General features: G+C 55.8%; 22 protein-coding genes and 3 tRNA genes. 10 read left to right on the top strand and 15 right to left on the bottom strand.

The features are described 5' to 3' along the window. Positions 1-19: 19 nt before the first annotated feature. The 3 genes from ACXKZD_RS16605 to ACXKZD_RS16595 all read right to left on the bottom strand — a co-directional run bounded on the left by ACXKZD_RS16605 (position 20) and on the right by ACXKZD_RS16595 (position 2454). Entirely contained in the window at positions 20-781 is a 762-nt protein-coding gene (locus ACXKZD_RS16605) for an amino acid ABC transporter ATP-binding protein (protein ID WP_010671731.1), read from the bottom strand. After that, entirely contained in the window at positions 774-1580 is an 807-nt protein-coding gene (locus tag ACXKZD_RS16600; RefSeq protein ID WP_010671730.1) for an amino acid ABC transporter permease, read from the bottom strand. Before ACXKZD_RS16600 ends, ACXKZD_RS16605 begins: the two co-directional genes overlap by 8 nt. Positions 1581-1641: 61 nt before the next feature. Continuing rightward, a complete protein-coding gene (locus ACXKZD_RS16595) occupies positions 1642-2454 on the bottom strand; it encodes an ABC transporter substrate-binding protein (protein ID WP_022625355.1) in 813 nt (270 codons plus the stop codon). Positions 2455-2647: 193 nt separating this feature from the next. Here ACXKZD_RS16595 and ACXKZD_RS16590 point away from each other — a divergent pair, with 193 nt between their 5' ends. Next, on the top strand, positions 2648-3733 hold the full coding sequence (locus ACXKZD_RS16590) for a LacI family DNA-binding transcriptional regulator (RefSeq protein ID WP_488981742.1): 1086 nt from the start codon (positions 2648-2650) through the stop codon (positions 3731-3733). Between the two features lie 149 nt (positions 3734-3882). Then, positions 3883-4596 carry a GNAT family N-acetyltransferase gene (locus tag ACXKZD_RS16585; protein WP_033759789.1) on the top strand — a complete coding sequence of 238 codons (714 nt, stop codon included), beginning with the start codon at positions 3883-3885 and terminating at the stop codon, positions 4594-4596. 16 nt (positions 4597-4612) lie between these two features. On the opposite strand, the gene ACXKZD_RS16580 is transcribed toward ACXKZD_RS16585, so the two are convergent. The 3 genes from ACXKZD_RS16580 to ACXKZD_RS16570 all read right to left on the bottom strand — a co-directional run bounded on the left by ACXKZD_RS16580 (position 4613) and on the right by ACXKZD_RS16570 (position 8699). Continuing rightward, entirely contained in the window at positions 4613-5578 is a 966-nt protein-coding gene (locus ACXKZD_RS16580; RefSeq protein WP_033759791.1) for a tropomyosin, read from the bottom strand. Between the two features lie 218 nt (positions 5579-5796). Then, positions 5797-8088: a phosphatidylglycerol--membrane-oligosaccharide glycerophosphotransferase gene (opgB, locus tag ACXKZD_RS16575; RefSeq protein WP_488981741.1), complete on the bottom strand. Its 2292-nt coding sequence runs from the start codon at positions 8086-8088 to the stop codon at positions 5797-5799. Positions 8089-8309: 221 nt separating this feature from the next. Next, complete coding sequence (locus tag ACXKZD_RS16570) at positions 8310-8699, bottom strand: tautomerase family protein (protein ID WP_010251498.1); 390 nt, start codon at positions 8697-8699, stop codon at positions 8310-8312. A gap of 102 nt (positions 8700-8801) precedes the next feature. On the opposite strand from ACXKZD_RS16570, the gene ACXKZD_RS16565 reads away from it, so the two are divergent. Continuing rightward, the gene (locus ACXKZD_RS16565; RefSeq protein WP_201500109.1) at positions 8802-9719 is read left to right on the top strand and encodes a LysR family transcriptional regulator; all 918 of its coding nucleotides are present in this window, start codon (positions 8802-8804) and stop codon (positions 9717-9719) included. On the opposite strand, the gene ACXKZD_RS16560 is transcribed toward ACXKZD_RS16565, so the two are convergent. Further along, positions 9696-10709, bottom strand: a complete 1014-nt coding sequence (locus ACXKZD_RS16560; RefSeq protein ID WP_010251493.1) for a glycosyltransferase family 32 protein — start codon at positions 10707-10709, stop codon at positions 9696-9698. The genes ACXKZD_RS16565 and ACXKZD_RS16560 overlap by 24 nt on opposite strands. A 504-nt stretch (positions 10710-11213) precedes the next feature. On the opposite strand from ACXKZD_RS16560, the gene ACXKZD_RS16555 reads away from it, so the two are divergent. Next, positions 11214-12179, top strand: a complete 966-nt coding sequence (locus tag ACXKZD_RS16555; RefSeq protein WP_488981740.1) for a beta-propeller fold lactonase family protein — start codon at positions 11214-11216, stop codon at positions 12177-12179. On the opposite strand, the gene ACXKZD_RS16550 is transcribed toward ACXKZD_RS16555, so the two are convergent. After that, positions 12161-12715 carry a histidine phosphatase family protein gene (locus ACXKZD_RS16550; RefSeq protein WP_052271132.1) on the bottom strand — a complete coding sequence of 185 codons (555 nt, stop codon included), beginning with the start codon at positions 12713-12715 and terminating at the stop codon, positions 12161-12163. The two genes, ACXKZD_RS16555 and ACXKZD_RS16550, sit on opposite strands and share 19 nt — an antisense overlap. 580 nt (positions 12716-13295) lie before the next feature. On the opposite strand from ACXKZD_RS16550, the gene ACXKZD_RS16545 reads away from it, so the two are divergent. From ACXKZD_RS16545 to ACXKZD_RS16535, 3 genes are all read left to right on the top strand, one after another. Then, positions 13296-14684, top strand: coding sequence for an MFS transporter (locus tag ACXKZD_RS16545; protein ID WP_010251485.1), 1389 nt, complete (start codon positions 13296-13298; stop codon positions 14682-14684). 86 nt (positions 14685-14770) lie between these two features. Next, positions 14771-15793, top strand: coding sequence for a LacI family DNA-binding transcriptional regulator (locus ACXKZD_RS16540; RefSeq protein ID WP_029519642.1), 1023 nt, complete (start codon positions 14771-14773; stop codon positions 15791-15793). A gap of 11 nt (positions 15794-15804) precedes the next feature. After that, the gene (locus ACXKZD_RS16535; RefSeq protein ID WP_031593280.1) at positions 15805-16791 is read left to right on the top strand and encodes a nucleoside hydrolase; all 987 of its coding nucleotides are present in this window, start codon (positions 15805-15807) and stop codon (positions 16789-16791) included. Between the two features lie 155 nt (positions 16792-16946). Here the strand turns inward: ACXKZD_RS16535 and ACXKZD_RS16530 are convergent, their stop codons facing one another. The 3 genes from ACXKZD_RS16530 to ACXKZD_RS16520 form a co-directional block, all read right to left on the bottom strand. After that, positions 16947-17411 (bottom strand): YbaK/EbsC family protein, encoded by a 465-nt coding sequence (locus tag ACXKZD_RS16530; RefSeq protein WP_010251476.1) that lies wholly within the window; start codon positions 17409-17411, stop codon positions 16947-16949. A gap of 94 nt (positions 17412-17505) precedes the next feature. After that, on the bottom strand, positions 17506-18300 hold the full coding sequence (gene fhuF / locus ACXKZD_RS16525) for a siderophore-iron reductase FhuF (RefSeq protein ID WP_010251473.1): 795 nt from the start codon (positions 18298-18300) through the stop codon (positions 17506-17508). A 193-nt stretch (positions 18301-18493) separates the two neighbouring features. Next, positions 18494-19591, bottom strand: coding sequence for a GGDEF domain-containing protein (locus ACXKZD_RS16520; RefSeq protein WP_010671715.1), 1098 nt, complete (start codon positions 19589-19591; stop codon positions 18494-18496). A gap of 231 nt (positions 19592-19822) precedes the next feature. Between ACXKZD_RS16520 and ACXKZD_RS16515 the strand changes: the two genes are divergently transcribed. Further along, entirely contained in the window at positions 19823-20107 is a 285-nt protein-coding gene (locus ACXKZD_RS16515; RefSeq protein WP_010251467.1) for a DUF1435 domain-containing protein, read from the top strand. Positions 20108-20268: 161 nt separating this feature from the next. Here the strand turns inward: ACXKZD_RS16515 and ACXKZD_RS16510 are convergent. The 4 genes from ACXKZD_RS16510 to rsmC all read right to left on the bottom strand — a co-directional run bounded on the left by ACXKZD_RS16510 (position 20269) and on the right by rsmC (position 21770). Further along, positions 20269-20355: transfer RNA gene (locus tag ACXKZD_RS16510), tRNA-Leu, on the bottom strand. A gap of 28 nt (positions 20356-20383) precedes the next feature. After that, positions 20384-20470 (bottom strand) — tRNA-Leu (locus ACXKZD_RS16505). A 30-nt stretch (positions 20471-20500) separates the two neighbouring features. Beyond that, positions 20501-20587 (bottom strand) — tRNA-Leu (locus ACXKZD_RS16500). Positions 20588-20738: 151 nt separating this feature from the next. After that, positions 20739-21770: a 16S rRNA (guanine(1207)-N(2))-methyltransferase RsmC gene (gene rsmC / locus ACXKZD_RS16495; RefSeq protein WP_010253598.1), complete on the bottom strand. Its 1032-nt coding sequence runs from the start codon at positions 21768-21770 to the stop codon at positions 20739-20741. Between the two features lie 106 nt (positions 21771-21876). Here rsmC and ACXKZD_RS16490 point away from each other — a divergent pair, with 106 nt between their 5' ends. Together ACXKZD_RS16490 and rimI are read left to right on the top strand one after the other, a co-directional pair. Next, positions 21877-22287 (top strand): DNA polymerase III subunit psi, encoded by a 411-nt coding sequence (locus tag ACXKZD_RS16490; RefSeq protein WP_022625367.1) that lies wholly within the window; start codon positions 21877-21879, stop codon positions 22285-22287. Beyond that, entirely contained in the window at positions 22259-22699 is a 441-nt protein-coding gene (gene rimI, locus ACXKZD_RS16485) for a ribosomal protein S18-alanine N-acetyltransferase (RefSeq protein ID WP_010671713.1), read from the top strand. Before ACXKZD_RS16490 ends, rimI begins: the two co-directional genes overlap by 29 nt. Positions 22700-22701: the final 2 nt, after the last annotated feature.

The raw sequence follows: 22701 nt of genomic DNA, 5'->3' as shown, positions 1-22701 counted from the left end.
TATCAGGTTCCTTGCTCAGTTACAGCACTTCAGAGAGAAAACGTTGCAGTCGCGGCGACTGTGGCGTATCAAAAATGGCGCCCGGCGGCCCGGCTTCAACAATCTCGCCTTCGTCCATAAACACCACCTGATCCGCCACTTTGCGCGCAAAGCCCATTTCATGTGTCACCACAACCATCGTCATGCCGCGACGACAGAGATCCGCCATCAGCGTCAGGACACCCTTCACCAGTTCGGGATCGAGCGCGGAGGTCGCCTCATCAAACAGCATGACCTCGGGATCCATCGCCAGCGCGCGGGCAATCGCGACACGCTGCTGCTGGCCGCCGGAGAGATCGCGTGGCCGGTGATCGGCGCGCTGACCCAGACCCACTTCTTCCAGCCGCTGACGCGCAATCGCCATCGCCTGCGCTTTGGGCAGGCCCTTAACCCGCCACGGTGCCAGCGCCACGTTCTCCAGCGCGCTGTGATCGGGGAAGAGATTGAAATGCTGAAACACCATGCCGATCCGTAACCGCAGCGCATCTGGCTTGTCGCGCAACACTGACCGATCAGCCAGAAGTACATCCCCCGATTGCGGTTCATGCAGCCGGTTGATGCCGCGCAGCAGCGTCGACTTACCCGAACCGGATGGCCCGATAATGCAGGTGGTGCTGCCGGGCGCGACCCGCAGCGAGACGTTACGCAACACCTCAATCGGGCCATAAGCCAGAGTCAGATCGCGCAGCTCCAGGCTGGCACCGTGCCAGCTCGCGGCAGTGGTGCTGTTCAGGTTATTCATGGTTGCCTCCGATCCGGGGATGAGTGACCAGTGCGCCGCCGGGCGCTCTGACTTCCTCCACCTCTTTTAAGCCACTTTGCGGGGCAGTCAGGCGACGTCGGCCGGTGCGATAACGCACATCGACATAGTTGACCATGTGCGTCAGCGGCACAGTGATAATCAGATAGAACAGTCCTGCCAGCATCAGGGGCGAGAGGTTGCCGGTGAGCACTGCTGCATCCTGGCCCACGCGAAACAGTTCCCGTTGCTGGGTCATCAGGCCCAGCAGGTAAACCAGCGAGGAATCTTTAATGATGGCGATGAACTGGTTAACGATGGCGGGCAGTACGCGGCGGATCCCCTGCGGGATCACCACCAGTCGCATTGCCCGGCCATAACTCATCCCCAGCGCCCGGCAGGCTTCCATCTGGCCGCGTTCAACACTCTGAATACCGGCGCGGAAAATCTCGCCCATGTAGGCGCTGGCGATCAGGCTGAGGGCGAAGATCCCCAGCGGATAGGGCGTAGGACCGAACAGCTGATAGCTGAAGCGCGCCAGGCCCTGACCAATCAGCAGAATGGTCAGAATCGATGGCAGACCGCGGAACAGATCGGTATAGAGCCGGGCAGGCAGACGCAGCCAGCGTGAGGGCGAGATGCCCATCAGCGCCAGCAGAAGGCCGAATAGCGTGCCGAGCAGCGTTGCCGCCAGCGAGATAATCACCGTGTTGACCAGCCCGGTGGTCAGCATCTGCGGCAGTACTTCCATCATTGATGGAAAATCAAAGAAGGTGCGGGAAAGAATCGTGAGCAAGTCCATCGCCGTCTCCATGCAGAGTGGGGGATCCCCCGGTTAACTCAGGACGCGAACGTCCGCATCTTTACTGCCCGCCAGGCAGATACTGTTTTGGCATCGGCGATCCGGGGAACCACTTCTGATAGAGCCGTTGCCAGGTGCCATCCTGCATGGCTGCTTTAATGGCGCGGTCCAGCGCGGCCTTGAAGGCGGGTTTGCCTTTGGCAATGGCAATGCCGGCCGGTGCATCAAACGAGGGGATGTCGGCGGCAGAGACCAGCTTAAAGCGGTCGGCGTAGCTTTTTGCCGCCTCGTAGTCGAGGAAGATCGCGTCGAGCGTACCGTTGTTGAGCGCAGAGACTGCGCTGTTGTTATCCGGGAAGCGTACGAGATCGGTCTGGGTGAAGTGTTCGACGGCATAGCTCTCCTGCAGCGTACCCTGAACCACCCCGAGCCGGTGTTTTGCCAGGCTGGCGACATTCTTCACGCCGCTGTCGTGGCGGGTCAGCACGGTGAGAAATCCCGCCAGATAGCCGGTTGAAAAATCCACTGTCTTTTCACGCGCAGGGGTGATGCCGATAGCCGCCACCGCCGCGTCATACTGACCGTTGGCCACCGCTGGCATGATGGCCGAGAAGTCCTGTCCAATAAAATCGACCTTATCAATCCCGATACGATGGGCGACATCTTTGAAGAATTCGACATCAAAGCCGGTGAACTGACCGCTGGCATCCGTGAAGGTGTAAGGTTTTGAGTCGCCGACGCTGGCGATGCGTAGCTGACCCGGTTCGATCAGCCCATAGGGATTGTTATCGCTGGCAGCCAGCGTACAGAACGACAGTGAACAGAGTGCGAGCGTGGTGCCGAGCAGTTTGCCCAGGGTGGTTTGCGATTTCATAGCTCATCCGTTTTTGCAGGTTTAAACATCAGAGACTGTTGAGCCAGCGATTATTATTGAGACCGGTCTCAACACAGGTGGCACCTTAAGACACTGATGTTGTGAGACCGGTCTCAAGGGGTTACAATGAGTTTAAGCACAGCCTTTTTTCGGCGTCAATATTCCTGTCATCAACCTGTGATTCAAAATAATTATGACCAGCCAGAAACGACAATCTAAAGCGCCTACCGTGGCGGATGTGGCGCGCGCAGCAAAAGTATCTAAAGCCCATGCGGCGCGTGCGCTGGGTGGCTATGGGGCGGTCAGTGATGAGGTGCAGGAGCGGGTCAACAGCGCGGCCTCCGCGCTCGGCTACCGTCTGAATGCCCTGGCCCGCAGTATGAACACCGGACGTTCCAATACCATTGGTGTGATTGTCGGCGACATTGAGAATCCCCATTTCGGTCTTGCGCTGCGCGGTATGGCGGATGTGGCGCGCACTGCCGGTTACCATCTGCTGCTCAGTAACAGTGATGAGAAGTTGCAGGCTGAGCAGGATGCGGTGCGGGTGATGCTGGAAAAGCGGGTCGACGGCATTATCGTTGCGCCTTGCTGTTCAGAACACCATCACAACAGTCACCTGACTCAGGTACTGGAAGAGGGCAGAGCGCTGAAATTATTTGATCGCGCTGTCACTGACCTTGATGTGGAGGCGATCTGCTGCGAATTTACCGAAGTGGCTGCAGAAGCAACCTCGCAGTTACTGGAAGCGGGCCATCGCCACATCGCTTATATCACCAGCATGGCACTGGCAACCGACTACAGCACGCCAGGTGATTTTGGCCTGACGCCGGTCGCCCAGCGCGTGGGCGGCACGATGCAGGCATTTGCTGCCGCGGGCGTGGAATTTGATCCGACGATGGTGAAAGTGAATGCGCTGGACGAAGCGGAGATTGCCCGTATCGTGGCCGAGCTGTGGCAGCGTCCGCAGCCGCCCACTGCGCTGGTGGCTTCTGACAGCGTGGTGGCGATGTGGCTGCTGCGCGAAGTGACGCAGCGCGGACTGCGAATCCCTGCCGATCTCTCATTCGTGATGTATGACAATTTTCCGTGGAGTGAGATTGTCACGCCACCGCTGACGGTGGTAGCGCAACCGGTGTATGAGATGGGCCGTGAAGCGGCACGACGCCTGATCGCGGAGATACGCGGCGAAGCCGTCGGACCGATGCCGCGCTTTGATGCCCGTCTGATGATTCGCCAGTCCATTGCCGCACCGGCCAGCCTCATCAGTGCGGAATGATGCGGTTAACCCGGCCAGCCCGGTAACCGGTATATCGCCTGACTGATGCGTTCGCAGGCAATGGGTCTATCATTTTCGCCAGTTTTGGTCCTTTTTTATCAATTATGATCGTGGCAATCTGCAGAGATAATCTGCAGCCAGGAGGCAACATGCCACAACATACCAATCAGTTCGGACAGCCGGTCGGTGAGCCAATGCCAGACTGGCAGCCCCGACCTCTGCCCCAGCATCAGGTTTTTACTGGCGAAGTTTGTCGGCTGGAGCCGTTCAGTGTGGCGCGTCATGCTGAGGCACTGTTTGAGGCATGGGCGCTGGCTGAAGATGGGCGTGACTGGACTTACCTGCCTGCCGGTCCCTTTACCGAACGTCCGGCATGGCAGGCGTATGCCGCACAGCTTGCAATGAGTCGTGATCCGCTGCATTTTGCCGTGATCGATCTGGCCACCGACCAGGCAGTAGGCAGCCTGTCGTTAATGCGCATCCAGCCGGAACATGGCGTGATGGAAGTCGGGCATGTCATGTTTTCGGCCCGGCTGAAACAGACCCGCATGGCAACGGAGGCGCATTTCCTGCTGATGCGTTACGCCTTTGAGACGCTGGGTTATCGCCGCTATGAATGGAAATGCGATAGTTGTAATGCCCCTTCCCGTAAGGCGGCGGCACGTCTCGGTTTTCGTTATGAAGGCGATTTCCGTCAGGCAATCATCTACAAAGGGCGTTCACGTGACACCAGCTGGTTCTCGCTTATCGATAGCGAATGGCCGCAGGTGAAAAAGGGCCTGCAGCGCTGGCTGGCGGAGGAGAACTTTACCGCCGACGGTCAGCAGCGCGAAAAGCTGGAGGCGCTGCGCGACAGACCCTGACCGGGTGATAACGCGATCAAATTAAAATATCTTTCAGGACCGCCGCCAGCAGGGTGGTGGTCATGAGAATTGATAATCGTTTGATCCAGCGCATATCGGTGGTCAGGGTAACAACGTCATTTCTGAGGCTGTCCACAGCCGAAGTTAATCGGAAATTCATTTCACTGAGAGCGACATCCAGCTTATCCACCTTGGCTTCTAACTGATTAAAACGGATGGCCAGTTTGTCCGTTTTTCTTTCAACATGGCCAAGCCGCTCGTCTATCTGATGTACTTTTGTTGTGAGCTGACCAAGCCGCTCATCTATCTGATCGACTTTGGTTGTAAGCTGGCCGAGCCGGTTGTCTATCTGATCAACTTTTATTGTAAGCTGGCCGAGCCGGTTGTCTATTTGATCAACTTTTATTGAAAGCTGGCTGACCCGACTGTCTGTCTGGTCGACTTTCAATGTAAGTTTGCCGAGTCGATCATCCATCTGCTCGACTTTGGTCGTAAGGTGGCTGACCCGATCGTTTGTTTCGTCGACCCTGGTCGTAAGGTGGCTGACCCGATCGTTTGTTTCGTCGATTTTGGTCGTAAGGTGACTGACCCGATCGTTTGTCTCGTCGACTTTGGTTGTAAGGTGGCTGACCCGATCGTTTGTTTCGTCGACTTTGGTCGTAAGGTGACTGACCCGATCGTTTGTTTCGTCGACTTTTGTTGTAAGGTGTCTGACCCGATCGTTTGTTTCGTCGACGTTGGTCCTGAGCTGACTGACCCGATCGTCTGTCTGGTCGGCTTTTGCCTGAAGCTGGCCGAGCCGAATGTCTATATGGTTGGCTTTAGTCTGAATCTGACCGAGTTGCTTTCCAACCTGTCCGCCTGGCTGCCTCTGCTGCATATCAGTAAACACCTCCACCATCGCCTCCGCTTGCTGATCGTCGATCCCTGCCTGTTGCAGCGCTTTAAAGGCTTTGTGGGTACTCATCATTGTGCTTGTCATCACGACACCTCCCTGTGCACTTCAGCGATAACGGCATCATGACAGGCAAAAGACGTATCGCCACTAAGCCGGTTACATTTTGCGCGCCTCGCCGAAAAATATCAATTAGTACAACAAGTAACGTGCAGCAGAGTGCGGGCTGTCTCGCAACATTTAGCTGATGGCAGGATGAGGCGACTCTGCGGAAATCCGCAGAGTCGGAAAGAGAAAAGCGGGCGTCAGGGCTGTGGCACGATTTTAATTTCAACCATGCCGATGCCCAGTTTACGCGGATCCTGACCAGTGATATTGCCGGTGTTACTCAGCTGCGGTTCAGGTGGTGCAATCACCAGACGATGGCTGGCGCCTGGGTTATCAAAATGCAGGGTATGTGTCGATATCTCTTCACTCAGCGACAGCAGTTGCTGCTGATCGCCCACCCGAACCGGAATCGCCCGGTGCGCATTGGGGCCATACGCACGCGCGGTGATCACCAGATCGAACTTCGCGGGCAGCGCATCGATATAGTCGATATGAACCTCGGGCGCGAGATTAGCGTTAGACCAGCGTCCCCAGCTCTCTGGCCGTGAGATGCCGCTGAAGCTTTTAACACTCTCCGGCGCGCCAGGCACGTCGAGCCGGAAGCTATCGGCGCTGTAGCGAATGTTGTTATCTTCAATACGGATCTGCGCGAGGTTCTGCTGGTAACGCGCATCGCTGATAGCGCCCTCGGGGAAACGGACTTTGCCTTTCCACTGCGGTTTGTCGACATGCGTCACCGACGGCGTGCCGCCGAGCTGTCCCATCGCCACACAGAGATCGCCGGAGAGTGCCAGCGAAGGCTGCCAGAGTCGCGCCATTTTAAAACAGCGATCCACCCAGAGGAATTTATCGGCTGAGGCGAAATCCGCCAGCTGATAGCGCAGCGGTGCCGAATATTCCCCCTCCGGCATCGGCTCAACGTGCTTATCACTGATGCGGAACAGAATCGGCAATTTGAAGGTGGTCCCCGAGAAGCTGAAGATATTCTTCGCCTGATCCACCGTGAAGTTGTCTATCTTCTTCGGGAAGTTCCACAGCTGGATAATGTCGGGCTTCCAGCTCGCCACCTTACTCTTCATATCGTTGAACTGGGTGGAGAGTGAAAGCGATGAGAGGCTGCTGCGGCCCAGGCCAATCGCGTTATCGCCGCCGAGAATATCGAGCAGCGTGGCGCCGTTATCCAGCGTGCTGCGCTTCGCCTCCATCAATTCCGCCTGCGGCTTGTCACCACGGATCACCATGAAAAGATTGCGACGAGGCTGTTTGACCAGCCACGGATGCGCAGTGTTGTTCATCGCCAGATGATCCGAGCTCACCACAATCACGGTGTTTTTGAACCACGGCGACGCTTTAATGCGCGCAATCAGGCGCGCCACATGCTCCTGCGAGCAGGCGACCGCACTGAATGACTGATTCGGTTTGCCCTCAATGCTGTAGCTCCTGCGATCGCAGCTGCGTGAGATAAATCCGTCAGGATGATGGGTGTCGACGGTCAGCGTAAACAGCGCAAAAGGTTTACCGGCCTGAGAGAGTTCCTGATACTTCTCAAACACCTCATCCATTACCGTATCGTCGTAATAACCCCAGTTATTACGGTAGGTGGGATCGGCGACGCGGCTTTTCAGCTCCTGCGAACCATAAAGGTTAGCGGGATCAAAACCGTGTGATTTCAGGAAGACATCTTTCCCGGCGAAACGCAGATCGGCACCCTGAATAAACCAGTTCTCGTAGCCAGAGTTCTTCAGGATGTCGCCCAGACAGACGTTCTGAGGATAGAAGCTGGAGAGCGATGCTGACGCATTGCCATCAAACGGGGCAAACAGCGGAATGCCACACTGTGAGGCGACCATGCCCGCAATGGTGTAATCGGTACCTGGCAGCTGTTCGGTTTCGCTGAAGTCGATGCTCTGCTCTTTCTGCCGGCTCAGCTCCGGCGCTAAGCCGGGAAAGGCGATAGGGTCAAAATAGGTGCGCTCTAAGCTTTCACCATAGATGTAAACCACGTTGAGGTGCGGCTGTTCAATGCGATTACGCGGCACTTTATAGAAGTTGTCGAAGTCAGAATCTGCCAGTTGGGTATGCGACACAATCAGGGTCGCGACCTGGCGAAAGGCCGGGGTGGTCTGCACCGAGCCGAGTGCACAGGCGGCGGCCAGCAGCGACCAGCCCATGTGATGCGGACGCTTACGCCGCCGCAGAATCCACGACAGCAGGCAGAACAGCAGAAACAGCACGATGATCAGCCCAATCGCCGGCACCACATATTTACTGATACCCGCGCCGGTCAGACTGTTGGTCAGGGTATAAAGCACCGCATCGTTGATGCCGTCACCGGTAAAATAGTTGCTGGCATAGAGGGTGGCGTTCAGCACAACGAAAAGCACCAGCAGAATAAGAACGACAATAAACCAGAATTTGTTACGCCCGGCTTTACAGGAATAGATTGCAATAGCGGCCAGAAACAACGCGACGGACACCAATTCGGACAACGGCAAATCCTCTCTTCAGGGCTACGCGAGGCTTCACGCAACCGGCCACCTTCGGGGGATGGTTTTTCGACAATCTATATTGGCTGTAATCCGGCTGCAACATATCCGGCCCGATTTGTGCGGTGAAGAGCAGATTGGTTTATTGTCATTTCAGAAGTGAGGTTATCAGGCGTGACGGTGGCTGGCGCGCACCGTCAGCAGAGCAGAAGTCAGGGCGATTTTCAGAGTTTGCCGGTGAGATATTGTGCTTCGCCGTCGGCAAAACTCCAGTCACCTTTGTCATTGGTGATAAAGCTGATCATTAAATCGTTGCCCTGCACACCACAATGCTCACGCAGCTCACGCGCCAGCTCAGCCATAAACAGCTGTTTCTGTTCACTGCTGCGTGGGCTGGTATAGACCCGCACCATCACCAGATTATCGCTCCGGCTGAATCCCAGTCCGGTATCCTGAAACACCATCTGATAGCGCTTGTTTTCCTGAACAATCTGGTAGCGATCTCGTTCCGGCACCTTAAAGGCCGTGAGCACGGCGCGGTGTGCCGCATCCAGCAGTGTACGAAGCTCTGATTCTGAACGACCCTGGATAACATCAAATTGCAGCAGTGGCATAGCGGATTCCTCCCGGTGATTAAGAACCCTATGGTGACCCCTTTATCCGGCGGGAAAAAGCGCGTAGCCTGAAATGATTATTCACTATAGTGAACAATCACGATGAAAGAGATGAAAACGGATACGCTGTGGGATCATCTGCACTGGCTGACCGTACTGGCAGAGCAGGGCAGCTTTACCCGCGCGGCAGAGCGGCTCGACGTCAGCAAGGCGGCGATGAGTCAGAAAATTAAAGAGCTGGAGGAAATGGCCGGTGTGTTGCTGGTACAACGCACTACGCGCAGCGTGCGGCTGACCTCTGCCGGTGAGAAGCTGGTGGAGGAGCTACGCGAGCCTTTTGCCCGCATTGAACAGAGTTTTTTCAGCGTGCGGGACACCGCCGGGCCGGTCCGTGGCCTGGTGCGCATTACCGCACCGGTGGCGTTTGCCCGTCAGCAACTGGTGCCGATTATCGGTGAGTTTCTGCGTGATTATCCGCAGGTGCGTCTGCAACTGGATGTGACTGACCGCATTGTGTCGCTGAGCAGCGAGGGATTTGAGCTGGCCATTCGACACAGCGACACCCTGCCGGAAACCCACGTGGCACTGCCGCTGTGTGACACGCGAACATTACTGGTGGCATCACCCGCCTATCTCAACGAACAGGGGATACCGCGTACGCCGCAGGATCTGGCGCAGCATAACTGCCTTTACTATCCACGCGGCGTCGAATCACCGCGCTGGCGGTTTACCACCACCGCGGATAGCGAACAGGTCCAGATACGGATCCAGGGCAGCTTTGCCACTAACAACAGCGAGTCGATACGCGATGCGGCCCTGCAGGGGTTAGGGATCGCTATGCTGCCCGATTTCAGCGCCCGGGAGGCGCTGGCAGCAGGGTCATTGCAGCAGGTGTTGCCTGCGTGGCAGCCGGTTGAGGCCTTTGCCGCTCGCCTGTGGATCGTACGACCCTGGGCGGCGCAGGTGCCCCGCGCGGTCACCACGTTTACACACTGGCTACGCGCGCGCTTTGACCGTTGAAGGCAATGCCAGCGCAGGTGGCGTGGTGTGCATCATCTCGCCAATCAGGCTGCTGCGGTTATATAAACCAAGCCGCAGATTGAAGTCGAGATGCAGCCGCTCGTTGCCGGTTAATTTTATAATGGGTGGCGGCGTCTGTGGCCGCTGCTGAAACATCACTGACTGCGCAAAGGCGCTGCTGCTGTCGGCATGCAGGCGCTGATAGAACCAGGCGCTGGCTTCACTTTTACGCAGATAGAGATTCGCCCGCCGGTATTCCCGCATCGCAACCTGCTGCGCCAGCGACAGGAGCTGACGAGACGGATTCTCCATATTCTGCACAATCAGCGGAAAATCATCACGCTTCTTCAGCTCATGGAAATAGTTGCGGATACCGACGTTTTTAACCGGTGCCAGCTGTTTCAGCCATTCGCGGATAAAGGGATTTTGCGGGGCGGCAGCAAGAAACCAGCTCTCGGTGATCGGCGCAAGCAGGTTCAGCGTCGATTGCTCGCCATAGTAACCAATGAGATCCATTGACCGCGCTTCGTGAACGCGATGCACCCAGGCGAGATTCTCAAACAGCAATGTGCTGCAATCAATGCCGATGCCGCCATAACGGTGAATCAGCTCAAGCCGGATGATTTCACTTTTATGTGCCAGCGTCAGATCGGAAGAGATAAAGTTGAGATCGGGCAGCCACTGCGACAGGGTGCGCTGCGTAATCAGATAAACCTGGTGGTCGGGGTTGTCCCGCCGGATTTTACTGATATTCAGCGCCATCGAGGCAGGCAGGTGATCGTTATGCCAGACCATCCAGACGATTTTTGGAATCTCCGGCAGGTCTTTCTGCTGTGCGATCAATACGACATTATCTTCCTGACCCGGATCATATTCCGGAGCCCGACAGAGTTTCTGCTGTTTTCTATTCCATAACATCTGGCTACTGAACGATATTCTTTTCCAGTTACGCCAGATTTTATGCGCTGGACGTTGGCGATGTGAAGTCATGGTACACCTGTTATTTTTATTTTCCCGTCATAGTGCAGGCTCTGCCCGTTCCGCCAGAGGCGGGAACGGCCGACATTGCATACTGGCTGCAATCCCGATGAGTGCGGGAATTAATGAATAGTTTTCCCTGGTGGCGACGCAGTGCTGGAGCGCGCGATAGTTTCCTCACGGCTGTTTAATTGCACTGCACCTTTTTAATAAAACATTATTTACACATTAGCTATGTCTTTTTTTGACTTTAGGATAATACGGAAATAATCCGGTCACGTTATGAAAATAATAATGTCGTCACTGTTAATCATTTATTTAAATGCGGGAATAAACGCAGTTAAGGAATATCTGAATATTATTCTTAACCTGCGTGTTATCCTGCGGCCCGGGCCACAGGAACAGTGGCTATTGTACTTAACTGGTGGTGTAAGCCCGGCTCATCAATCCGCGGAATCAGACAGCCTGAAGAGGATTGTCTACGCTTAAGAAGAACTTACTGAGAAAGGAGCGCGCATGCAGAGTGAATCTTACGGGTTACTGGCGGTTGATAAGCAGGGTAATCGCGTCCTGTTTCTTAATCCGGAAACCTTCGCGGTCGAGCGGGAACTGAACGCTTTTCCACCGCGGCCGCATGAACTCCTGATGCTGGCCCCCTGGGGTAAAGCCTATGTACCCATTTTTGGCGACGGCGTTCATGGTAATAACCCGCATCCGGGTCACAAAGTGGCGATTATCGATTTACAGCGTCGGGAGATCAGCGGCTTTATCGATCTGTCGCCGCTGCGGGCACCCCACAGCGGGCAGCTGGGCCGCGATGGCAAAGTCTATCTCTGCTGTGAGCAGAGTGCCGCAGTGGCGGTGATCGATCCGCAGAGCGACAAAGTGGAAAAAATCATTCCAGTTCCTTCTCACAACGCGCATCGCCTGACGCTGTCACCCAGCGGCCGCAAGCTGTTCACCGATAACGAAGAGGATGCGACCATCACCGTGGTGGATCTCTGTGAAGCAGAGGGGCGGGTCATCGACACCATCCTGCTGCCCGGTCCGATTGCGGGCATCGCTGCCTCTCCGAAGCACCCCTATCTGGTCGCCAGCGCCGCTGATGCACCGTTGCTCTATGTGATCGATCGGCAAAGCCACCGCATTCGCCAGCGCCTGACGCTGCCGGGTCATGAGCGGCCCTGTCAGGTGGTACGCTTCAGCGCCGATGGCGAGCAGCTGGTGGCGATAGGGGATCAGGAACCGCTGGTGACGCTGTTTGACGATCTGCTGAATCCGCTGGGCGACATCCGGGTAGGTAAAATGCCGATGGATGGCTGTTTTACGCCAGACAGGCAACAGCTGCTGATTGCCAATCAGGATGATGGCACGCTGAGCGTCATCGATCTGGCGCAGCGTAAAGTGATTGCCACGCCGCGTGTCGGAACGGGCTGTGAGGTGCTGGGTTATTTTCCGATCGGTCAGATAAACGGACGATGATAGATCGCGGAACTCCAGTGGCGGCTGCTGGCGTGCTTCTCCGCCTGCCAGCCGCGTTTACGTAATTCGCGCGCAATCATCTTGTTCATGATGCCGTGACCCAGCAGCAGCACCGTACCATGCCGTGAGTGATCGATCAGCTTCTCTGCCGCCGCGGAGGCGCGGCTGCGCGCATGTTGCAGCGACTCCGCTTCACCCGCATACCCGCAGAACCACAATAGCCGCAACAGGGCCAGCCAGCACAGGGTAGGCAACTGCACCGCGCCGGTTCGCAGCAGTGGCACGGCGACTTCGCTGAACACGGCATCAACCTCATGGGGCTGCAGACCGAGCTGGCTCAGGGAGGATTGTGCGCGGGGCAGGGGACTACAGACAATCACCGCGGCCTGACGTGCAATCTCAATACTGCGCGGCGGCGGCCCGTCACTGACCTGTGACTGATCGTAGGCTTCGCACCAGTCTGCCAGCGCCTGCACGCTCTGGCGACCTGCCGCCTGATGATCGGGTTTACCATGTCGCATCAGAATAATGGTCATAACACCTCTGCCCGGACTTTTTGTCAGAGTAACGTATTGTCTGCGCTTACAGCGATTTTTCAGAATAAATACCCGTGTCATCTCATGGTCACAGGCGTGTGCGACAACAGAGCCCGATGAAAGGATTTTAGTCAGTCTTATAACGCTTAATCATAAGAGAAAATGGTAACTTATAGTCGATGGTGATTTTTTTCAGGCGATGTGTTGCGGGTAACTGGCTGAATTTGCGCTAAAAATGCGTGATGACGGGATGTGATAGTGAAGTTTTACTAATAATTTTCATCAGGATCTATTGATTTATCTACGCGCGTAGATACACTAGTTCCCCAGTGATTGCTCACGGTGCCCGATGCACAGTAGGCCCATCGATTGTTAAGTTACATTCGCTCAGTTTAAGCGACCGGTGAAAAATACACCGGCGAAATGGGGCGAAGAACAAGATTCCAACACCAGGGAATCCTTTAACCTTTCATCATGGTTAGTCAACTGAACGTCGTCACCGGGGAATTTCCGCTTTTATCAGGGAATCGACCCATGGACGGGCGTTTATCGATCTGCATACTCATTCAGGGATAGGGTTATGACGGCACACAACTCCGTTAATCAGCAGGCATCACTGTCATCCACTTCAGCCGCCGATGAGCGGTTTAACACCCCTTCAGGCCGCAAAGATTTCTGGCGCGCCACTTTCTCATGCTGGCTCGGAACGGCAATGGAGTACGCAGATTTCGCGCTCTATGGCCTGGCGGCCGGTATTATCTTCGGCGACGTCTTCTTTCCGGAATCAACCCCTGCCATGGCACTGCTCTCCAGCTTTGCTACCTGGTCAGTCGGCTTTGTTGCCCGGCCTATCGGCGCACTCTTTTTCGGCTGGCTCGGCGACCGCAAAGGCCGAAAGGTGGTGATGATCTCCACCATCATTCTGATGGGCGCTTCCACGACGTTGATCGGCTTAATCCCGAGCTATGCCTCTATTGGCGTCTGGGCTCCTGCCTGTCTGGTTCTGCTGCGCTTTACGCAGGGTTTTGGCGCTGGCGCGGAGTTATCGGGCGGGACGGTGATGCTGGGCGAATATGCGCCGACAGAGCGTCGCGGACTGATCTCCTCCGTGATCGCGCTGGGTTCTAACAGCGGCACACTGCTGGCTTCGCTGGTCTGGTTGCTGGTGGTACAAATGGATCAGCAGAGCCTGCTGGAGTGGGGCTGGCGTATTCCGTTCCTCAGCAGTGCGCTGATTGCGCTGGTTGCCTTGTGGATTCGACGTCATCTGCGCGAAACACCGGTGTTTGAGCGCAGAAAAGCGGAAATGGAAGCGGAACGCGCAGGCGTACTGGCCGCTCCGGTGGTGGATCAGCGGCCTTTCTTCCAGCGTACCCGTGCCTTCTGGACCATGGTTGGCCTGCGTATCGGCGAAAATGGCCCCTCCTATCTGGCGCAGGGCTTCATCGTCGGTTACGTCGCGAAGGTGCTGATGGTCGACAAGTCCGTACCAACCACTGCGGTGTTCCTCGCGTCGTTGCTGGGTTTCCTGATCATTCCTTTAGCGGGCTGGCTCTCTGACCGCTTTGGTCGCCGGGTGGTTTATCGCGTGTTCTGTCTGTTACTGATGTTCTACGCCTGGCCCGCCTTTACGCTGCTCGACACGCGTGAACCGATGCTGGTGATCCCGGTTATCGTGGTCGGTATGGCGCTGGCGTCGCTGGGTATTTTTGGTGTGCAGGCGGCATGGGGCGTGGAGATGTTCGGCGTTCATCATCGCTACACCAAAATGGCAGTGGCTAAAGAACTGGGTTCCATTTTGTCCGGCGGAACCGCACCACTTATTGCCGCTGCTATGCTTTCTTATACCGGTCACTGGTGGCCGATTGCGGTTTATTTCTCGGCGATGGCCGCAATTGGGTTCTTTACCACCTTTGTCGCGCCTGAAACGCGAGGGCGGGATCTCAATCTGCCTGAAGATGCCATCTAGCTTTGCCTGAGGATGCCATCTGCCAGGATAGCGCGAAAAGCAGCAGGCCGTGTAAAGCGGCCTGTTTTTTTATGGAGGAACGTGATGTGCCTAAGTCGTTAACGGGAAAAGTGACCCGCAGTGAAGTTGCGAAAGCGGCAGGCACCTCAGTGGCAGTTGTCAGTTATGTCATCAATAACGGGCCTCGCCCGGTTGCCGAGGCGACCCGTCAGCGGGTACTGGAGGCGATTAAAGCCACCGGTTACCGGCCAAATGCGGCAGCACGCGCACTGGCTTCCGGTAACACCAAAACCTTCGGGCTGGTGGTGCCCAACATCGGCAATCCTTTTGTGGCCTCAATGGCGCACGTGTTGTTGCAGGAGTCGATGAATCACGGCCACGTCATGCTGCTGGGTGATGCAGGTGATGACCGCAAGCGCGAACTGGAGTTAATTCAGGGACTGCTGAATCGGCAGGTCGATGGACTCTTTTACAACAGCGTTGATCGCCATCCTTACATTGACCTGATTAAAGCCAGCGGTACGCCACTGGTCATGCTGGAGCGGGTTGAGCCTCAGCCGGGCGTTAACATGCTGCGGGTCAATGAGCGTCAGGCCGCCTGGCAGGTGACGGCACATCTGTTGAGTCATGGTTATCAGCAGGTCGGCATAATCAGCGGCCCGGTGGATATGCTTAACGCGCAGGATCGTATTCAGGGCTGGCGTGATGCCATGCAGGATCGCGGTCTGCCGATTGATGAATCGCTGATGTTTCCCGCCAGCTACACCCCACAGGGCGGATACGCTGCGGCACAAACCATGATCGCCCGGGGTCGTGTGCCTCGTGCGCTGTTTACCAGCAACGAAGGTCAGGCGATTGGTGCGCTTCGCGCCTTTTCCGAACATCAGATCCGTGTGCCACAGGATGTGGCGCTGGTCTGTTTTAACGGTACCAATCACTCGTCGTTTCACGTCCCGACATTAACGACCGTGCGCCAGCCACTGCGTGAGATGGCTCGCTCTGCGATTCATATGCTGAAAGAGGGACAGAGCGAAGCGCAATTAAAGGAGTTTCCACACTACCTTGAAATCGGTGAATCCTGCGGCTGTGAGCCGCAAAGCCAGAGTTAGCCTATAAAAATATGAAAAGAATTATTATTGACTGCGATCCCGGCAACGGTATCGCGGGTGCCAACACCGATGATGGGCTGGCGATTGCGCTGGCCTTAGCTTCACCTGCACTGTCGCTGGAATTGATCACCACCGTGGCCGGTAACACGCCATGTGAAGTTGGCGCGCGCGTCGCCAAAGATCTGATCGTCCGGCTGGGATTATCTATCCCGGTAATCCAGGGGGCGACGCAGGCGCTACAGGAAGATCCTGCGCCGTGGCGCGAGACGCTGGATAACCGGGTCAATCAGCTTGCGCTGGGTGAGATGTGGCAGGGCGTGCGCCAGCCAGCGGATGTCGCGGCGGATGCGTTTGATGCTGCTGACGCTATCGGCAAACTGATTTGCGACAATCCGGGCGAGATTACCCTGGTGGCGATTGGCCCGCTGACGAATGTGGCGCTGGCAATGCAGCGCTATCCCGCCATGGCCGACGCTGTGGCGGAAATTGTCATCATGGGCGGTGTGTTTACGCTGGATGATTATATCAAAGACACCAATTTTGGACTGGATCCGGAAGCGGCCCATCAGGTGTTGCACAGTGGTGCAGCAGTAACGCTGGTTCCGATGGATGTCACCACGCAGACGCTGCTGACCCAGCAGGATTTGACCCGCCTGACCGCCGTCGATCATCCACTGACCGAATTTGTGCGCGATACGCTGCGTCCGTGGATCGACTATTCGATGGCGACCCGGCAGCTGGCGGGATGCTGGATCCACGATGCGCTGGTGGTCGCCTGGTTGCTGAATCAGCGGGTCGCTTCAGGCATCGATTACCGGGTGGATATCGAACTGCGTCCCGGTGCGACGCGCGGCAAAAGCTGGCGTTATCGTCAGCCCCTTCGGCTCACTGTCGGCGTGCCTGAGCAGTGCGGCGCATCGGTACATGTGCTGCATCGTGTCGATAACACGCTGCTGTTGTCGATTATTGAGCAGGCATTTAAGCGCCTGAAATCCTGATATCGTGGGCGATTAACTCGCCCGCGTGCTGGCGGCGGCGGATCGGTTTCCAGAAGGGCGCTGTGGCCATCAAACGCTGACGGTATCTGTCAGTTTGTCAGCGGCATCAGGATGCGGGCAGAAGGTGCAGGGCTTGTGTGAGCTGATACCCGGCATTACATTGCTTCGCACACGTCGATCCAGCGGGCGTTAGTCAGTTCAGCCATCAGCTGTGGGGTAATGCGGACGGCGCTGTGGATAGCGCCGGCGGCGGGCAGGACTTCCTCGAAACTGCGCAGTGAAACATCACAGTAAACGGTCAGCGGATTCTCAAGACCGAAAGGACAGACGCCGCCCACCGGATGGCCGGTCCAGTTAATCACCTCGTCCACGCTCAGCATTCGCGCTTTCGCCCCCAGCGCCGCTTTCAGCTTGCGATTATCCAGCCGGGCATCGCCTCGTGTCACAATCAGCACCACGTCGTTTTTCACTTTCAGTGACAGGGTTTTGGCAATCTCTCCTGGCGTCACGCCATGGGCGCGGGCAGCCATCCCGACCGTCGCAGTGCTTTCGGCCAGTTCAATAATTTCAATTTCAGGGGCGTGTTCGGCGAAGAACTGGCGCACGGACTCCAGGCTCATCTTTCTCTCCAGGCTGATCGAAGGCGTAAAAATTGCCACAAGCCTCAGTGCCTGTAAACGAGATAAACGGAGAATTCAGCGTAATTAAGTCTGTTTAGCTGCCGCTCAGGGTGCAGTTGCCGCATTGTTCGACATCGGGAATGCGATAACGCTGGCAGCAGCTGCGACGGACCAGTTCACCATTACGTGGGATCATGGTGCGGTAGAGCGGATTTTCGCTGCCATCCAGCAGCCGCTGGTTGAAGAACAGCGCCTGCTCCAGTTGCAGCACCAGCGACTCATCGATCTGACTTTTCAGCTCACCCAGGAACCACTGGAATGAGTAGCCCATATTGTTCCAGATGAGTCGGGCGTTGATATCACCATGCTGCGTAATACCATTGACTACCGGGATCAGATGCTGCTGAATCAGCCGATCGATACGCTGCTGAGGGTTAAGGTAGCGCGCTTCTTCATCTTCCTGGACATCGATCCAGAAAGTGGCCGGATGACCATTTTCATGAAAACCGACGCGGATATGCTCTGGCGAGCAGTCCAGCGCACGCGACTCCTGCAACAGCGCCATGATCAGTGTTGGCAGCAGCAGGCCAAAATACCATTGCGCCCAGAGTGACAGCACCGGTTTCGCTTCACGAACCGCATCAGGATGATCGCGATAGAGGTAATCGCTGTAGCGCTGAATAATTGGGGTAAAGGCTTCTGATTGTGACCAGGCGGCGAGGGTCAGCGTGTCGCGCGGAGCAGGCTGGCTGAGCTTCGTCGATTCAAGCAGATAGCTGCGCTGTTGTTGCAGCCGCTCATGCAGACTTTCCGCCAGTGGACGGTCATTCTGCCGGAAGATCATCGACTGAGCGTTAAAACGCTGTTCCTGAGCTGAAACGGTTGCCATGACGACTCGCGAAAAGTGTAGATAAGAAAGCAAATGATAATCGTTATTGATTAACTCTACAAGTCGTGTAAAAAATCGTCGTTGCGGGTGGGAAAACGGCGGGGTTGAGGTCAGTTATCCGATCGGGCAGAGCAGCAGAGAGCCGGGCATATCGCGCCGAAGCTTCAGTGATTACCGATGGCGTTACGTTTAATTAGGCATGTTCACTGGCGGCGTGATGCTGTTTTCGGGGTAAATCTTCCCAGGCAAGAATGGTATTCCGGCCCTGATTTTTAGCCACATATAATGCGCTGTCAGCATTGGCGACCGCCAGGTCAAATTCATTATCGTAAATAGGCGCGATGCCGGCACTGATGGTGACGTGGGTTGAAACGGTTTCATTGAAAAGATGAGGAATTTCTAAATCCAGCACGTACTGACGGATTCGCTCTGCCAGTTTCATGGCGATGGAACTGTTCACATTGGTCATCAATACCAGAAACTCTTCGCCGCCATAGCGGGTGACAACATCGCGTGAACGCACCGCATCACGAATTGCGACAGAGACCCGCGCCAGCGCCTGATCGCCCATCGCATGCCCGTAATTGTCGTTATAGGACTTAAAGTGATCGATATCCAGCAGCAGCACATAGTGGCTGCCAGCATGGTTTTCCAGAATATTATCCAGCCGGTTCTTAAGACCACGACGGTTATAAAGCCCGGTCAGCGGGTCGAGCATGCTGAGGTCGCTGAATGTCTCTTTCTCTTCGTAGAGCTGATGCATCAGGCGCAGAGTAAAGTTGTCGGCACGGCGGCGCATCAGATGCTGTAGTGAGAAACCAATCAGCGGCAGCGTAATGGTTAGCAGGATCAGTGGCAGGTGCTGCGCATTGTCGAGCAGCAAAACGGTGAGCACCGGTGGCGTGACATGCAGACAAAAAGCCCCCAGATAATCGCTCAGGGCGATGGCACTGATAAATAACACACTGATCAAACTGATAATAAGAAAGCCACCATCAAAATAGAACACCTGATGAAAGCGATAATTAATATGCCAGGCCCAGAGCATTCCCAGCAGCAGCGCCACAGGATTTAACAGGGGAAGTTTTACTTTAGGCCATATTAAAAGGGAAATTAACATAATGCCGCTAAAGGCCGCGACACTCATTACCGGCAGGGTCGTCTCACTTTGCTCACTGCTCATTATTGGCAGCAGATGAAATAGCGAAACGGCGATATTCAGAAACAGGAAAAGCATCACTGAAAGCCGGTATTTACTCTGTTTCAGTTCTTCATAAGATTGTAATTTCATTATAAGTACTCGTGACGACCCTGAAATACCAAAGCGCACGCCGGCAAAACCAGGTTCTGCCAGACAATGAGCAAATTATTGCTGTTGTTGTTATTAAAGGTGTTATCGGCCGCAATCTAGCATTTTCCAACTGGTCTGTCATCTTCGTTGCCGGGCGTGACAAAAACAGGCTGCAGAGCAGGCAAAACTGTCATATGATAATGGGAATGCTTATCATTTGAGGTTGGTGTCATGGGGATAGCGATTATCGCGGCCTGCGGCCTGTGGGGAGTCAGTTGGGCACTGGGTAAAAAGCTGGATAGTGCGTGGGGCGTGTTGCTGCCGTGCATTGCGCTGCCGCTGTTCGCCTTATGGGAACCAAGCTTCAGCCAGTGGCGGATGGTGATGACGGTTGCACTGCTGCTGACAGTCGTGATGCTGTTTAACCAGCGGCTGCGTCACTATCTGCTGCTGCCATCCTGTCTGGCGTTAGCGGGCGGACTGGCGGCTGTCTCTGTGAATTTTCATCTGAATTAACATAAGCGGAGTGGTTAAAACCGGCGAACGGGGTAAAGCGGCTGGAAAAGGTAAAGCGACCGGAAAACAGAACAACTGGAAAAGGTAAAACGAGCAGGGGGTAAAACAAAACTACAGGGGAACAGAAGAGATGAGCGGGAAAGGCCTGAAGATGACAACGTTGGTGCGAAGAGAGGGACTTGAACCCTCACGTCCGTTAAGACACTAACACCTGAAGCTAGCGCGTCTACCAATTCCGCCACCTTCGCATCGAGTTGTCTGTTCATATCACCGCAATGGTGCGAAGAGAGGGACTTGAACCCTCACGTCCGTTAAGACACTAACACCTGAAGCTAGCGCGTCTACCAATTCCGCCACCTTCGCGCAGTGCTCGCGATATGAAACTTGTGATTTTGGTGCGAAGAGAGGGACTTGAACCCTCACGTCCGTTAGGACACTAACACCTGAAGCTAGCGCGTCTACCAATTCCGCCACCTTCGCATACCCGTAACACCTTGAGAATGTTACAACCACGGAGGCGCATTCTAGAGATTTTACTCTTTGCGTCAACAACTATTTCGTCGGGCTGAAACGATCGCTGTAAAAAGCAACGTTTTCAGCCCGGCAAAGCAGTTAACGGCAGGAAAAACCCTTAGCGCGTTTTGGCACCGCGACCATAGACGGCACGGTAAACTTTAAAGCGCCCGGTTTGCGCGATGACTTCGTGACTGCCGAAGGCTTCATCCAGCGCCTGCGGATAGGGCAGGAAGGTGTTGGCAACGATACGCAGCTCGCCGCCGGTATTCAGGTGCTTCACCGCACCACGAATCAGCGCCTGTGCGGCGTCGAGGCTGGTCTGAGTGCCTTCATGGAAGGGCGGATTAGAGATAATCATGTCGAAACGACCGGTTACGTCAGAGAAGACGTTGCTGGCGAAGACTTCGCCCTCGATGCCATTGGCGGCCAGCGTCGCTTTACTCGCTTCAATCGCCGCTGCGTGCACGTCACACAGCCACAGACGCACTTTAGGCGAACGGGCAGGCAGTGAGGCGGCAATCACGCCCGCGCCACAGCCCATATCCAGCACTTTACCTTTGGTGTGCGGGGTAAAGGTCGACAGCAGCAGTGCGCTGCCACTATCCAGACCGTCACGGCTGAAGACGCCAGGCAGGGTATGAATCGTCAGACCATCAAGCTGATACTGGTGACCAAAGGTGCTGGCATCGAATTCAGGCTGCTTGTCGAGGCGACCGTGGTAGAGACCACAGCGACGCGCGCTGTCGATCTTCTCCAGCTTCACCCATGACTCCATCATGCCTTCGGCGCTGCGCACGCCGCTGCGGTTTTCACCGACCACGAATACGTCGCAGCCCACCGGCAGCAGCGACAGCAGGTTCTGCAGCTGGAACTGCACTTCCGGCTTATTCTTGGTCCAGAAGTAGACCAGGGTATCGCAGCCCTGCACATCTTCGGCCTGAGCAACCATTCCGTAACGCGCCTGTTCGCCCATACGGCGGCTCAGGTTTTGCCAGTGATGATATTGCTGGGTGTGAACGCGCGATGAGGCGGTTTCCAGCTGAGCGGGCAGGTCATCCTGCAGATCGCCAGCAAATAAAACATGGCGGGCGGTAAATTCATCACTGTGGCGCAGAATGACTTCGCTGGCCGGGGTAAAAGCAGACATGTAGGGCTCCTGTAAGATCTGAGCGGGGATTATAGTGGTTTGTTGGCGCATGTTCGATGGGTTTGCTAGCATAGCGTCGCATTCAGGCAGCAGAACAGGTAACACCATGACGTCCAGGCGCGACTGGCTTTTACAGCAAATGGGAATTACGCAGTACCAACTGCGCCGCCCGCGCGTGCTTCAGGGCGAAATTGCCGTCACGCTGGCACCGGACACGCAGTTAATTATTGTCGCTGACGCGCCCCCCGGTTTGCATGAACCGCTGATGCGCGATGTGCTGCATGCCCTCAATCTGCAACCCGCCCAGGTAATGACCGTGACACCGGATCAGCTGCAAATGCTGCCGGAGACGCTGAACTGCGCGGGCTGGCTGCTCGGCGTAGAGAGCGAACAGACTTTCAATGGCGTGGCATTAACCAGCGCCTCTTTCAATGAACTGATCAGCAGCGGCGTCGCCAAACGCGCGCTCTGGCAACAGATGTGTAACCATGACAGCCATCTCTTTACTCACCCCTGACGATCTGGCGCAGGCCTTCGCCATTGAGTGTCGTAGTCACGCGTTTCCCTGGAGTGAAAAGACGTTTGCCAGCAATCAGGGCGAGCGCTTTATCAATTTACGTCTCGACGTTGACGGCCAAATGGCCGCCTTTGCGATTACGCAGGTGGTACTGGACGAAGCCTCGCTGTTTAACATCGCGGTCGATCCCGCTTTTCAGCGCCGGGGATTGGGCCGCCAGCTGTTGCAGCATCTGATCGATGAGTTGATCAAACGCGACGTGCTGACGCTGTGGCTGGAAGTGCGGGCCTCGAACCTGCCCGCCATCGCGCTCTATGAGCAGCTTGGATTCAATCAGGTCAGTCGTCGCCCCAACTATTATCCCACCGCCAGCGGCCGTGAAGATGCCATTCTCATGGCACTGACGCCGTAGCG

The organism is Pantoea sp. ABR1s (assembly GCF_057812235.1).
The sequence above is the reverse complement of the archived record's forward strand: the minus strand, read 5'-3'. Positions and strand labels throughout refer to the sequence as shown.

Coding starts and splice junctions, on each gene's coding strand:
- ACXKZD_RS16605 (WP_010671731.1), bottom strand. CDS start 781: ATGAATAACCTGAACAGCACCACTGCCGCGAGCTGGCACGGTGCCAGC.
- ACXKZD_RS16600 (WP_010671730.1), bottom strand. CDS start 1,580: ATGGACTTGCTCACGATTCTTTCCCGCACCTTCTTTGATTTTCCATCA.
- ACXKZD_RS16595 (WP_022625355.1), bottom strand. CDS start 2,454: ATGAAATCGCAAACCACCCTGGGCAAACTGCTCGGCACCACGCTCGCA.
- ACXKZD_RS16590 (WP_488981742.1), top strand. CDS start 2,648: ATGACCAGCCAGAAACGACAATCTAAAGCGCCTACCGTGGCGGATGTG.
- ACXKZD_RS16585 (WP_033759789.1), top strand. CDS start 3,883: ATGCCACAACATACCAATCAGTTCGGACAGCCGGTCGGTGAGCCAATG.
- ACXKZD_RS16580 (WP_033759791.1), bottom strand. CDS start 5,578: ATGACAAGCACAATGATGAGTACCCACAAAGCCTTTAAAGCGCTGCAA.
- ACXKZD_RS16570 (WP_010251498.1), bottom strand. CDS start 8,699: ATGCCACTGCTGCAATTTGATGTTATCCAGGGTCGTTCAGAATCAGAG.
- ACXKZD_RS16565 (WP_201500109.1), top strand. CDS start 8,802: ATGAAAGAGATGAAAACGGATACGCTGTGGGATCATCTGCACTGGCTG.
- ACXKZD_RS16560 (WP_010251493.1), bottom strand. CDS start 10,709: ATGACTTCACATCGCCAACGTCCAGCGCATAAAATCTGGCGTAACTGG.
- ACXKZD_RS16555 (WP_488981740.1), top strand. CDS start 11,214: ATGCAGAGTGAATCTTACGGGTTACTGGCGGTTGATAAGCAGGGTAAT.
- ACXKZD_RS16550 (WP_052271132.1), bottom strand. CDS start 12,715: ATGACCATTATTCTGATGCGACATGGTAAACCCGATCATCAGGCGGCA.
- ACXKZD_RS16545 (WP_010251485.1), top strand. CDS start 13,296: ATGACGGCACACAACTCCGTTAATCAGCAGGCATCACTGTCATCCACT.
- ACXKZD_RS16535 (WP_031593280.1), top strand. CDS start 15,805: ATGAAAAGAATTATTATTGACTGCGATCCCGGCAACGGTATCGCGGGT.
- ACXKZD_RS16530 (WP_010251476.1), bottom strand. CDS start 17,411: ATGAGCCTGGAGTCCGTGCGCCAGTTCTTCGCCGAACACGCCCCTGAA.
- fhuF (WP_010251473.1), bottom strand. CDS start 18,300: ATGGCAACCGTTTCAGCTCAGGAACAGCGTTTTAACGCTCAGTCGATG.
- ACXKZD_RS16520 (WP_010671715.1), bottom strand. CDS start 19,591: ATGAAATTACAATCTTATGAAGAACTGAAACAGAGTAAATACCGGCTT.
- ACXKZD_RS16515 (WP_010251467.1), top strand. CDS start 19,823: ATGGGGATAGCGATTATCGCGGCCTGCGGCCTGTGGGGAGTCAGTTGG.
- rsmC (WP_010253598.1), bottom strand. CDS start 21,770: ATGTCTGCTTTTACCCCGGCCAGCGAAGTCATTCTGCGCCACAGTGAT.
- ACXKZD_RS16490 (WP_022625367.1), top strand. CDS start 21,877: ATGACGTCCAGGCGCGACTGGCTTTTACAGCAAATGGGAATTACGCAG.
- rimI (WP_010671713.1), top strand. CDS start 22,259: ATGACAGCCATCTCTTTACTCACCCCTGACGATCTGGCGCAGGCCTTC.